General features: G+C 48.0%; 14 protein-coding genes. 11 read left to right on the forward strand and 3 right to left on the reverse strand.

The annotated features are described in order from the left end of the window. Window position 1 precedes the first annotated feature (1 nt). Both rbsC and rbsB read left to right on the forward strand, forming a co-directional pair. The gene (gene rbsC / locus NYE29_RS23070; protein ID WP_340897669.1) at window positions 2–970 is read left to right on the forward strand and encodes a ribose ABC transporter permease RbsC; all 969 of its coding nucleotides are present in this window, start codon (window positions 2–4) and stop codon (window positions 968–970) included. A 15-nt stretch (window positions 971–985) separates the two neighbouring features. After that, window positions 986–1903, forward strand: coding sequence for a ribose ABC transporter substrate-binding protein RbsB (gene rbsB, locus NYE29_RS23075; RefSeq protein WP_340897670.1), 918 nt, complete (start codon window positions 986–988; stop codon window positions 1901–1903). A 187-nt stretch (window positions 1904–2090) separates the two neighbouring features. Here rbsB and NYE29_RS23080 read toward each other — a convergent pair whose 3' ends face one another. Then, the gene (locus NYE29_RS23080; RefSeq protein ID WP_340897671.1) at window positions 2091–2366 is read right to left on the reverse strand and encodes a hypothetical protein; all 276 of its coding nucleotides are present in this window, start codon (window positions 2364–2366) and stop codon (window positions 2091–2093) included. Window positions 2367–2724: 358 nt separating this feature from the next. Between NYE29_RS23080 and NYE29_RS23085 the strand changes: the two genes are divergently transcribed. From NYE29_RS23085 to NYE29_RS23100, 4 genes are all read left to right on the forward strand, one after another. Next, entirely contained in the window at window positions 2725–3945 is a 1221-nt protein-coding gene (locus tag NYE29_RS23085; RefSeq protein WP_340897673.1) for an MFS transporter, read from the forward strand. Window positions 3946–4081: 136 nt separating this feature from the next. Beyond that, window positions 4082–4807 carry an AAA family ATPase gene (locus NYE29_RS23090; protein WP_340899779.1) on the forward strand — a complete coding sequence of 242 codons (726 nt, stop codon included), beginning with the start codon at window positions 4082–4084 and terminating at the stop codon, window positions 4805–4807. Window positions 4808–5034: 227 nt separating this feature from the next. Then, window positions 5035–6072: an ATP-binding cassette domain-containing protein gene (locus NYE29_RS23095; protein WP_340897674.1), complete on the forward strand. Its 1038-nt coding sequence runs from the start codon at window positions 5035–5037 to the stop codon at window positions 6070–6072. Continuing rightward, window positions 6056–6868 (forward strand): ABC transporter permease, encoded by an 813-nt coding sequence (locus NYE29_RS23100; protein ID WP_038593902.1) that lies wholly within the window; start codon window positions 6056–6058, stop codon window positions 6866–6868. The genes NYE29_RS23095 and NYE29_RS23100 overlap by 17 nt, the downstream gene beginning before the upstream one ends. 176 nt (window positions 6869–7044) lie before the next feature. On the opposite strand, the gene NYE29_RS23105 is transcribed toward NYE29_RS23100, so the two are convergent. Beyond that, window positions 7045–7494, reverse strand: coding sequence for a pyridoxamine 5'-phosphate oxidase family protein (locus NYE29_RS23105; protein ID WP_076114318.1), 450 nt, complete (start codon window positions 7492–7494; stop codon window positions 7045–7047). A 19-nt stretch (window positions 7495–7513) separates the two neighbouring features. Next, on the reverse strand, window positions 7514–7945 hold the full coding sequence (locus NYE29_RS23110) for a MarR family transcriptional regulator (protein ID WP_340897677.1): 432 nt from the start codon (window positions 7943–7945) through the stop codon (window positions 7514–7516). A 121-nt stretch (window positions 7946–8066) separates the two neighbouring features. Here NYE29_RS23110 and NYE29_RS23115 point away from each other — a divergent pair, with 121 nt between their 5' ends. From NYE29_RS23115 to NYE29_RS23135, 5 genes are all read left to right on the forward strand, one after another. Continuing rightward, window positions 8067–8792, forward strand: a complete 726-nt coding sequence (locus NYE29_RS23115; RefSeq protein WP_340897679.1) for a LytR/AlgR family response regulator transcription factor — start codon at window positions 8067–8069, stop codon at window positions 8790–8792. Next, window positions 8793–10118 carry an ATP-binding protein gene (locus NYE29_RS23120; RefSeq protein ID WP_340897680.1) on the forward strand — a complete coding sequence of 442 codons (1326 nt, stop codon included), beginning with the start codon at window positions 8793–8795 and terminating at the stop codon, window positions 10116–10118. 111 nt (window positions 10119–10229) lie between these two features. After that, window positions 10230–10838 carry a CPBP family intramembrane glutamic endopeptidase gene (locus NYE29_RS23125; RefSeq protein WP_340897681.1) on the forward strand — a complete coding sequence of 203 codons (609 nt, stop codon included), beginning with the start codon at window positions 10230–10232 and terminating at the stop codon, window positions 10836–10838. Window positions 10839–10893: 55 nt separating this feature from the next. After that, a complete protein-coding gene (locus NYE29_RS23130; protein WP_340897682.1) occupies window positions 10894–12033 on the forward strand; it encodes an SGNH/GDSL hydrolase family protein in 1140 nt (379 codons plus the stop codon). Between the two features lie 26 nt (window positions 12034–12059). After that, complete coding sequence (locus NYE29_RS23135) at window positions 12060–12188, forward strand: hypothetical protein (protein ID WP_340897683.1); 129 nt, start codon at window positions 12060–12062, stop codon at window positions 12186–12188. Window positions 12189–12198 lie beyond the last annotated feature (10 nt).

Here is a 12198-nt window from a genome sequence, read left to right on the forward strand (position 1 = left end):
GATGACAACAATTACGGATGGCAAAGAAAAGAAGAGTTTGCGGGTTGGGCAGATTACACAAAAGTTGGGCCCGCTGTTGGGGTTATTTATTCTTGTTCTCATCGTGTCCATGCTGAACCCGAGCTTTCTGGAGCCGCTTAATATTCTGAATTTGCTCCGGCAGGTTGCGATCAACGCGCTGATCGCCTTTGGCATGACCTTTGTCATTCTGACAGGCGGAATTGACTTATCGGTGGGTTCTGTTCTCGCGCTCTCCAGTGCCTTCATGGCCAACTTGCTGTTGGCGGGCTGGAATCCCATACTGGCGATTATCGGCGGCTGTGTATTGGGTGGAGTGATCGGGATGGTCAACGGCCTAATGATCACCAAGGGTAAAATGGCGCCGTTCATCGCTACCTTGGCGACCATGACGATCTTCCGGGGATTAACTCTAGTCTATACGGATGGCAACCCGATTACGGGCCTTGGAGATAACATGACGTTCCAATTGTTTGGCCGCGGGTACTTCTTGGGCATTCCTGTTCCCGCTGTGACGATGATAATCGTGTTTGCTCTGTTGTGGGTCGTACTGCACAAAACGCCGTTCGGCCGCAAGACCTACGCCATCGGCGGCAATGAGAAAGCTTCAATAATTTCCGGGATTAAGGTAGACCGCATCAAAATTATGATTTATTCACTGGTAGGTATGCTGTCGGCATTGGCCGGGGCCATTCTGACTTCCCGGTTGAATTCGGCCCAGCCAACGGCAGGAACCTCCTATGAGCTGGATGCTATCGCGGCCGTTGTACTGGGAGGCACCAGCTTAACCGGGGGCCGGGGACGTATTGTGGGTACCTTGATCGGTGCGCTCATTATCGGGATTCTGAACAACGGGCTGAATCTGCTGGGCGTTTCTTCTTTCTACCAAATGGTGGTCAAAGGGATTGTCATTGCGATAGCCGTACTGATTGACCGCAAGAAAGCCGCATAAAAGGGGGATTCTATTATGAAAAAAATCACTTTAGTCCTGACGTCCATACTGCTGCTGCTAATGACCGGCTGCTCCCTGGAGCCCCCGGAATGGGCCAAGCCCAATAATGAAGGCAGCGGGCAAAATTTGAAAATCGGCTTATCTCTCTCAACCCTGAACAATCCCTTCTTCGTGGCCCTCAAAGACGGCGTGACGGCGGAGGCGAATAAGCAAGGGGTGGAGATCCTGGTTATCGACGCGCAGAATGACTCCGCCAAGCAGAACAATGATGTGGAGGATCTGATACAAAAAGGGGTAGACGCGTTGTTGATCAATCCTGTGGATTCATCGGCAATCTCGACGGCGGTCCAGTCGGCGAACAGCCTGGATATCCCCGTCATTACATTAGACCGCTCGGCGGATAAAGGAGATGTCAAAGCGCTGGTCGCTTCGGACAACATCAAAGGCGGTTCCATGGCGGCCGAATATATCGTCCAGAAGCTGGGCAAAGGCGCGAAGGTCATCGAGCTGGAAGGATCGCCTGGCGCATCAGCCACCCGTGAACGGGGTAAGGGATTTCATGAGATCGCGGATACCCAGCTTGAGGTTATTGCAAAGCAAACCGCCGATTTCGACCGCACCAAAGGATTGACCGTCATGGAGAACCTGATCGAAGGAAATCCGGGCGTGCAGGCAGTCTTCGCACACAATGACGAGATGGCTCTTGGGGCGATTGAAGCGATCCAGAGCTCGGGTAAAAACATCCCCGTAATCGGGTTCGACGGCAACAAAGACGCGCTTGATTCCATCGAGGCGGGCAAACTGACCGGAACCATCGCCCAGCAGCCCGAATTAATCGGCCAGTTGGCCGTTCAGGCTGCAAAGGATGTGCTGGACGGGCAAACCGTGAAGCCGATGATTCCCGCACCGCTGAAGCTGGTCGTGAAAGAGTAATAGAAGACAAGGCATATTCTGCTTCAACCCATGAAAAGCTCGCGTGATCCAGGAATTCCTGCATCACCGGGCTTTTTTTGAAATAAAAGAATTTATATGTTTCACGCTATAAATTATCCTTCTATTTCTCGCTGAAACGGATACCGTCCTTTTGGGGACGGCAAAGCCGTTTCCACTTGGTCCTATATTATTCCATTGAAACAATATGCATATCAATCCAGTCATTTGAATTAGAACTCAATATACTTTTTGCTGCCTCATCAAATGTCAAATCAGCATCATTCGTGTAAATAACCCATTTACTCGACTTTTCAGCATTTGGCATTGTGCCGCTTAACTCAAGACTATATGTATACTCTTTTCCATTTGCATCTACATATTTAGTGGGGGTATTTTTTGCACAAGCTGACAAAGAGATAAGTAAAATAGCGAGAATCAATGCAACTGAAATGTTTTTTTTCATATTCATTACCTCCATAATAGCATTTATTTGGTTAATTATACCATAAAGGCAAAGGCAGCCCCGAAAATTGGACTTCAGGAGGAATGTTGAATGGAATGGAACCCAGAAGACGTGGAAGAGACGAGCCGATTATTGAAACTGGCTCATGGAGGATAGGCGATGTTATAATAAACATAATTTTTCAGGAGGTGCTCCTTGTGACCCATTCCATACGTTTACGGTAATTGGAGGTGCAAGACTGGTGAACTCGCCCATTTTTCGAGACAAGGGAATGAGTTTATTTGTTATGCGCCTGTTTCAGTCTGCCTATGCTAAGGGAATGAGTTTATTTGAGTTTTCAATCAAAGGAGATGACCTTATGCAAAAACAATGGAAAAAAACATTCGCGCTTATTTTTAGCGGACAGATATTCTCTATACTCACGAGTTCGATGGTTCAATTCGCGGTGATCTGGCACTTGACGGAATCGACAGGGTCAGCTGCAGTCTTGATGATTGCCGGATTGGCTGCGTTCTTGCCGCAAGCGGTCTTAGGTCCCTTCGTAGGGGTCTGGCTGGACCGCTGGAACCGTAAATTAACGATGATTATTGCGGATAGCGCAATTGCGCTCTTCAGTCTGATCTTAGGGTTCTATTTCATTTTGGGGGAGCCGGGACTCGGTTTCGTCTATATCATTCTGAGCTTGCGTTCGGCGGCTTCGGCCTTTCATGCCCCAGCGTTCCAGGCGGCCGTTCCGTTGATTGCACCGGAAGAGGAGCTGACAAGAGTCGCGGGTTGGCAGCAGATGGTCTTCTCTTTCTCGAATGTAATGGGTCCAGCGCTTGGGATAGCAGTATATTCGGCGACTTCGCTTGGGGCGGTATTGCTCCTGGATGTGGCCGGGGCGCTGATTGCGAATCTAATGCTGTTCCTGGTGAAGATTCATCAGCCCAAAGCGCAGGCAACAGTTGCCCCCTCCTTCATCCACGAATTCCGGTTGGGCTGGAGCGCACTCATTCAAGCAAAACCCATTGTGTTGATTACGGGGGCTACAGCAGTGTTCAGTATCGCGTTTATGCCGCTGGCGACACTATTTCCTTATATGACGTTGTCTCATTTTGGCCGTGGGGGCTATAGTGCCAGCTTGGTGGAAGCGGTGTTCAGCATCGGGATGATTTTGGGAGGATTGCTTCTGTCGGTGTTCTCATCCAAATGGAGTGATATTAGCTATATGAGCTTGGGTCTGCTGGTCATCGGCCTGACCTGTGTAATCAGCGGCCTGATTGGTCCGAATGCTTTTGTGATCTTTGCGGTTCTCTCGTTCTTCATGGGCAGTGCCGCACCCTTCTTCAATGGCCCCTTCATGGCGATGATTCAGCGTTCATTCGAGCCGGAGATGCTGGGCCGCGTCATTTCACTCGTGACCAGTATTATGATGCTGTCTTCACCGATTGGACTTCTGTTGGCAGGACCCGTGGTGGATGAATACGGCGTGCAGCTATGGTTCCTCGGTTCAGGAATTGTCGTGATGCTGACCGCTCTGTTTATCTTCATTCAGTTTCGGAGGCTGGCGTCCCGGCAGCGCACTGAGACTGAATAGACGTTTAGCCGCGAACAGCGGAACGAAGTCAAGAAATTCTTACGACTACAGCGGCCGGAAGATCAAACATTCTCCGCAGGTGTATGGTAAGAACAACGATGGAACAATTGCAGAAAAATGGTGGGGAGAGGGTACCTTGTTCTTGCGCAGTCTTGAAATTCTGAGGAAACATGAAATGGACCATAGCCGTTATCCGTTTTCCATTACAGCTCTAAAGAACCTCAGCACCATCGAATTCAAATCAAACGTTTCCTTCTTTGTGGGAGAAAACGGTTCGGGCAAATCAACCCTTCTGGAGGCCATGGCCTATCAATGCGGGTTTAATACTGCAGGAGGCAGCAAGAACAACCTCTACGAGGTGGATGCTTCCCACTCAGCTCTGGGAGATCATATTCGCCTATCATGGCTGCCCAAAGTTACAAACGGCTTTTTTCTTAGGGCAGAGACCTTTTATCACTTTGCCTCTCATCTGGATACTATGCCTCAGAGCTTGCAGTATTATGGTGGGCGCTCGTTGCACGAGCAATCCCATGGTGAGGCGTTTCTGGCACTCTTTAATCATCGTTTCGGCAAAAAGGCGATTTATTTACTCGACGAACCGGAGGCGGCTCTTTCGCCAGCACGGCAATTGGCCTTACTCCGTATAATTAAGGATCTGGAACATGAAGCCCAGTTTATCATAGCTACACATTCGCCGATTCTTCTCGGTTATCCGGATGCCCAGATTCTGAATTTCGATGAAGACCCGGTTGGGGAAATTCGTTATGAAGATACGATGCATTACATGATCACAAGACGGTTTCTCGAAAATAGAAAGAGTGTTCTGCGTGAGCTGTTCAGCGATTCGGATGAAAATGACTAGGGTTGAAACTTCCTTAAAAAAAGTGATTATGGGCCGGTCCGAGAGGGGCGGCTTTTTTGGTTTATCCATCCCGAGGCCGAGCTTTAAATCATCTCACAGACCGTTAAGATCCAGCAGGTGCGGGATTATAATAAAGCAGCACTGAGGAAATACATATCAGGTTTATATTCAGTTTAAATAAGGGGCTTACCATCCTTATATATTCAGTTGTTTAGGAGGAATTGCAAATGAAACAATTAACGAAAACAGCACCACACCACGGCGATTGGGCCATTGAAGCGCAGGGGCTTGTCAAAGTCTTTGGAGACAACCGGGCGGTGGACGGCGTGGATCTGAAAGTGGGCACCGGTTCGATCTACGGTGTGCTGGGTCCGAATGGAGCGGGGAAGACCACAGCCATCCGAATGCTGGCGACCTTACTAAGACCGGATGCAGGTTCGGCGAAGATCTTCGGACATGATGTGGTAAAGGAACCGCAGATTGTGCGTCAGCTGATCGGGGTGACCGGCCAGTACGCTTCAGTCGATGAGTCGCTTAGTGCGACAGAGAATCTGGTGATATTCTCCCGCTTGCTCGGACTGGGACGTGCCGAGGCGCGTCATAAGGCAGCGGAGTTGCTGGAGGAATTCGGACTCACCGAAGCGGCGAAACGTCCGCTCAAAAATTTCTCCGGCGGTATGCGCCGGAGGCTGGATTTGGCCGCAAGTCTGATTGCGCAGCCACCGCTCATTTTCCTGGATGAACCCACGACTGGTTTGGACCCGCGTACGCGCAACCAAATGTGGGATACGATCCGGCGGCTGGTGAAGTCGGGTTCAACCGTATTGCTAACCACGCAATACCTTGAAGAGGCTGATCAACTGGCCGACCGGATCGCGGTTATTGATCATGGCCGTGTGGTTGCCGAGGGCACCGTAGATGAACTGAAATCCTCTGTCGGAAGCTCGTCGCTGCATTTAAAGGTTCAGAATCCGCAAGATCTCACGAATGCCCGCCGGCTTGTGCAACAGGTGCTTCAGGTACCGTCCAGTCTTTCGGCGGAAGTGGCGAAAATCACTGCACCTATGGGCAACGCCGACCGGGTTACCGATCTGTTGATCGCGCTGCGCGAAGCAGGTATCCCGCTAGCCGAATTAAGTGTGCAGAAACCAACGCTGGATGAGGTATTTCTGACGCTCACGGGCCATGGTGTACAGGAGGACGCGGTTCAGGCGTCCGGCAAATCGAACAAAGTGGAGGAACAACAGTATGAGTACAATCATTAAACCGGGTGCCGAACGAAAGCTGAAAAATCATTCGAGCTTTAGCCAATCGGTACGGAATTCACTCACAATGGCCTATCGGGGGTTGCTGAAAATCAAGCGTACACCCGAGCAGTTGTTTGATGTCACGTTTCAGCCTATCATTTTCACGCTGATGTTTACTTATATCTTTGGCGGTGCGATCTCCGGAGATGTGCATAATTATTTGCCGGTCATCATCCCCGGCATTCTCGTACAGACCGTTATTACGACTTCCATAGTTACAGGCGTTCAGCTCAGGGAGGATATGGAAAAGGGAGTGTTTGACCGGTTCAAGTCACTGCCGATCTCGCGGATTGCCCCGCTCGCAGGAGCTTTGCTTGCCGACACCGTCCGGTACACCATAGCGACTGTGCTTACTTTTGTCATGGGATATCTTCTGGGCTTTCGTCCTGAAGGCGGGATCGGGCATGTAGCAATCGCAGCGCTCCTCGTGATCGGGTGTTCCTGGGCGATCAGCTGGATTTTCGCCTTCTTCGGCGTAATAGCACGCACGGCTTCCAGTGTGCAGGGGATATCCATGATTGTGCTGTTCCCGCTCACCTTTCTTTCCAATGCCTTTGTGCCGGTCAATACCATGCCGGACTGGCTCCAGTGGTTCGTGAATATTAACCCGATTTCGCATCTGGTGACAGCTGTCCGGGAGCTGGTCAACTCGGGGACGATGGGCACAGATCTTGTCTTCTCCCTCGTCGGAGCGGCTGTAATCGTAGCGATCTTCGCTCCCATCACCGTGCGTGCATATATGCGTCGTACGTAACTGTTTGGGTTTCTACCGCAAATCGCGGTTAAATTCAGGAAATCCAAACCTAACAGCGGCCGGAAGTCCAAATATTCTCTGTAGTCACGGCCAATCCCGAAATAGAAGAATTATAAGTTCAATCTATATAGTTGCCCGATACGGAACGGGTTCGTAACTTTCGTACCGGGCACGGCTTATAAGGCATGAGGATTATATTCCTGCAATTCCTCTACGCTGAACAAATGCCTCTGCAGCCCATGATAATAGTTCCCTTTCTCTGCCGTAAAACACAGCATGCAATAATCCGGATCAGTTGGCCCAAGCGGATAATATTGTTCGTCGCCTTCTTTCCAGAATTTCTGCTTCGTTTCATCATCAAGGAATACCTTCATATGCCCTGTAAGCATCAATCCGTGAAAGCCCTCGGCGTCGAGAAAGTAAATACAAGATTTGGAGTTGTGCATCCATTGGCTGGTGCGGATTGCAGACGTGTTTGTCGAGAACCAGAAGGTCTTTAAGCCTTCATGTTTGAGCTTGAACATATTTTTGGCGTTTGGAAATCCGTCACTGTCAATTGAACATGCAATGGCATCACGGCTATTTTCAATTAGTTTGATGATAGCGTCTTTAGTTTGCTGCTCCATTTCGGGTTCCTCCAATTCATCATTTCAAATTATCAACAATTCTGCTCAGCATTTTCTCCAATGCAGTAACTTCTGATTCTGTGAATCCCTGATAGAACAAAGTGTTCATTTGTTCAGATACGAGATCGTAAGCCTCACGGTATGCTTTGGCCTGTTCAGTAATCGTTATGAAAGTTTGCCTGCGGTTATGGTTGTCTGGAATTCGAACAATAAGCCCCCCTTCTTCCATTCTGTCAAGCATGCTGGTCAAAGAAGTATTTGCAAGCGAGGTAAGCCGGCCAATCTCGGAAATCGTAAGCCTCTCGTGTTCCCACAGCACATACAAAATCCTTCCTTGTGCGCCATTAAATGCATCCACACCGCTTTCTTTCAACATTTTTTCAAAAACTCTGCCTTGGAGCTGTTTGATCTGAGAGATCAAGAAACCACCTGATGTTTTCGTGTGGACCACCTTCCTCCTGCACAGGATATTCCTATATAGGAATGTTATCTGCGCTTTTTATCACACTTGATCTTCATATTTTTCCATTTGATAATATGATAGAATACGTTCACTTGGAGGGATACATATTATGAATCTTCACATTGCCATTTGTGACGATCAGAGGACAGAGGCCTCAAGATTGGAAGAATTGCTAATGAAGCTGCTGATGAACCTGCAGGGGATAACTGGCACCATTGAGATCTTTGAGTTAGGTCAATCCCTGCTTACGGCCATGAGCTCTACTGCTTACGATATTGTTTATCTGGATATGGAGATGCCCGGGTATAACGGCATAGAAGTCGCAGAGAAGATCCGGCTAGAAGATGCCGGGGTGTTAATCATCTATGTCACCAGTCACACCAGTTATATGAGAAGAAGCTTTGAGGTTCATCCGTTCCGTTATTTGCTGAAACCCATTGATGAACATGAACTGCAGGCCGCGACAGTCAAGGCCGTCCAGCAATGCATGCAAAGAAGCAATGTGCTGTCATTCTCAATCCATCATATAGACTATAATTTAAAAGTAGATGACATTATGTACATCACGGTAGAACGGGGAAAAAAATTGGTCCTGTGTACTGAAAACGCTACTTATTCATATTACGGCAAATTGGGGGAGTTGGAGGGACGGCTCTGGCCGCATGATTTTTGTCGCGTACATACGGGATACCTTGTAAATTGGCTCTATGTCCGTTCTTTAAGTAAAGAGCTTATTCAATTGAAGAACGGAGTGGAACTTCCTGTCAGCCGCAGTAGAAGCTCTGATTCTTTACGGTCGTACCATGCCTTTATAGAAAAGAGGCTTCTTAGATAGATGTCTTTCATTCAGGAGAATAGTCCCTACTTTTTGCTCGGTGTGTTTATGCTCATCCTTATTTATGCCCCGCAGGGGTTTGCATTCTATATTTTTCTAAAGAAATTTCTAATTCTGAACAGGAGCAAGAAGTCATTCGTAGGCTGCCTTATTCTCGTTTATATGGTTAAATCACTTACCGCAGCCAGCTTGCCGCCGGTTGTTTCGGTTGTCCTTCACTTCCTAGTGTATAGTTTGATTACGACCGTTTATTTTCGCGGCAGTGTGCTGCAAAAGCTGTTCTTCAGCAGTTTCTATACGGTATTTACAGTTGTTATTGAAATGCTGGTGTGGTATGGGGTTCAGTATATCCCGCTCGATCCCGAGCGAATGGATAACGCCAATTTCCTATGGCTGTCTTTCAGTTTCATCGTTGTTATTTTGCTAAGCATCATGTTATGCCTGCTATTGTTGCGGCTATTCCAAGTTGACAGCACAACGTTACTGTCGAATCAGGATTGGGCTGTGCTGAATCTTGTTTCGGCCGGCTCTTTGCTCATTATTATTGTGAATATAAGAGGGAATGGGTTCAAGCCTTCCAATATCCCGCTTGAATTTGTCATCATCCTGTTAGGTATTCTTGTCATTAACATTGCTGTAATGTTTATGTACCATAAGTTAATGAGACGGATGCAGGTAGAATTCCATAATCATGTGCTGGAGCAGCAAGTGACGGAATACACAGGTAAACTGAAAGAGAATCAAGAAGCAAAGCGCTTGCGCCATGATCTGAATCATGTTCTGCTCTTCATTCATTCTCTGCTGGAAGCAGGAGCTGTACAAGAAGCCAGAGCTTATGTTGCGGAGGTTGCTTTGAAGCATAGGCCGGGAGAAAGATTCATCTCTTCTGGAAACATTGCTATTGATGCGATCTATAACGAGAAGTTCGCCATAGCCGAACTGAACAAGGTTGCAATGCAATCTCATTTTCGCATTCCTCAGGACTTGTCGCTTGCAGGCAAAGAGGTGAATATTGCGATAATCCTTGGCAATGCCCTCGACAATGCGATTGAAGGGGTTCAGAGATTACCCCAGCCAGGGCCGTATTCAATTGAGCTGGAAGTGATTTTTAGCGACGGGTTATTGGTGATTTCCCTGAAGAATCCCGCATCCCTGCTTACGGAGGACGGACATGGCTCCTTTTTATCCAGCAAGCGGAACTTAGGCAGCAAAGGGTTCGGAATCGAAAGTATTGAGTATGCCGTTCAGCAGCTTCAAGGAAGTGTCACTTTCAGATATGAGGATCAGCAGTTCATGATGCTGGCGGTATTGCCAGTGCACGGGTAGCTATCAAATGCCAATTACTCCATCAACCGGGCAAGTTACGGTCTCCTCCCGTTTCAGAGAAGCAGTCCATGATAAAGTGAGGCTGTTCTTTATTTTAAGGAGGTTATTCCGTTGACATTGTCATTGCTCATCAGTGCAGTCCTTCAGCTCATCTTATTCACCTCTATTCCCTATGTATACTGGTTCTTTACAAGCAGAAAGACATCTTCGTTTGTAAAGTGGATTGGCTGGAAGAAACCTCAAGTGGTTTCCAGAAGGCAGTTCATCCTATGCTTCATCCTTACAGTGACTATATTCACCAGCTTGGGAATGCTTACTACAATCTATATGCTGGATAAGGATACTTTGGCCAGCTCTCAGTTTTACGGAACAGGTCTTAAGGGTCTGATTCCGGCGTTGATCTATTCATGGGTGCAGACGAGTTTGTCCGAAGAGATTCTGTTCCGCGGATTCATTGGCAAACGGCTAAGCTCGAAGTTCGGATTTGCAATTGGGAACAGTGCCCAGGCTCTATTGTTTGGTGCCGTACATGCTGTTATGTTATACAGTAGTGCCGGATTTTTTCATTCTGTAGTTGTAATGGTTCTTGCAGGCTTTGTGGGCTGGAGCATCGGACTGTTGGACGAGAAGTTATCTGCCGGCTCGATTATACCAGGTTGGGTCCTGCATGGGCTGACTAACCTGATCTCCTCTATTGTTATGATGTATCAATGGATGTAGAGAAGTTTACAGATCTCCTGTGGGTTAAAACCAACCATAAATTGGAGGGAATTTGATGCACAAAAATGAAGCATTGCAGACATATCCATGCTCCGGGATCGAACATTTGAAGGTTCATGGCAGAACAACAGGCTGCCTGGACCCGGTAACCTTGTTCTGGACAGGAAGTGCAGTTGAATTCAACGTAAAGGCTTCGGAGCTCTGGATTGAAGTGGAGTCCGGATATGATCAGTACGAGCCTTGGATCAGTATACTCATCAACTCTGTACCTGTAAGCAGACAAATGTTAACCGCCGGAAGGTACTGGGTCTGTGTGTTCAGAGGGATGAATGAGAATGCTGTGAAGAATGTCCGGATTGTAAAAGATGTGCAGGCTATGAGCGGAGATCCGGGCTGCTACATGCAAATCCACGCCGTGAAGACGGATGGGGAATTCGTGCCTGTTGAAGCTAAGCCCTATAAATTTGAGTTTATTGGCGACAGCATTACTTCCGGGGAAGGCGTCGTCGGAGCCAAAAGTGAAGAAGACTGGATCCCGATGTGGTTCAGCGCAATACATAATTATACGGCAATGACGGCTGACGCTTTGAACGCAGAATATCGGGTTATTTCGCAAAGCGGGTGGGGAGTGCTTACTAGCTGGGATAATAATCCGCATGCCAATCTTCCTGATACCTACGAGCAGGTGTGCGGGCTGCTTGCCGGTGCGAAGAATACAGCGTTAGGGGCTTTTTCAGCAAACGATTTTGATTCTTGGCAGCCGGATGTGGTAGTGGTTAATCTCGGAACCAATGATGACGGTGCTTTTCATTCTCCGGGATGGCAAGATGATGTTAGCGGGAAGATTCATAATCAACGGCTAAATGATGACGGGACTTATAATGAAGCGGATTTGGCGGCATTCGAGTTGGCTGTTGAGAAATTTCTTCTGAAGCTCAGAACTAATAATAAAACTGCACACATCATCTGGGCCTATGGAATGTTGGGCATCCCGATGATGCCGGCGATTCATCGTGGTGTAGACCGTTATGCCAAGAGAACAGGCGACAAGAAGGTTTCTGTATTTCAACTTCCGAATATGACGAATGAAACTATAGGTGCAAGAAGCCATCCGGGGGTTTTGGCCCATAAGCAAGCGGCACAAGAGCTGACCGGTTACATCCAAGGGATTTTAGCGACGTATAAATTGAACTAAAATACTTGAGATAAGGAAAAGGAGCAATGGAGGGGGATTTTGGAACTGGAGGAGCGGTAGTGTCCGCCTTTGTCTTCGGATTTCTACCGCTAATAGCGGTATTGATCAAGAAATCTGAAGACAACAGCGGCCGGAAGTCCAAATATTCACCGTAGTTGTGACTGA

It is taken from the genome of Paenibacillus sp. FSL M7-1046, assembly GCF_038007405.1.
Lineage (GTDB): Bacteria > Bacillota > Bacilli > Paenibacillales > Paenibacillaceae > Paenibacillus_AQ.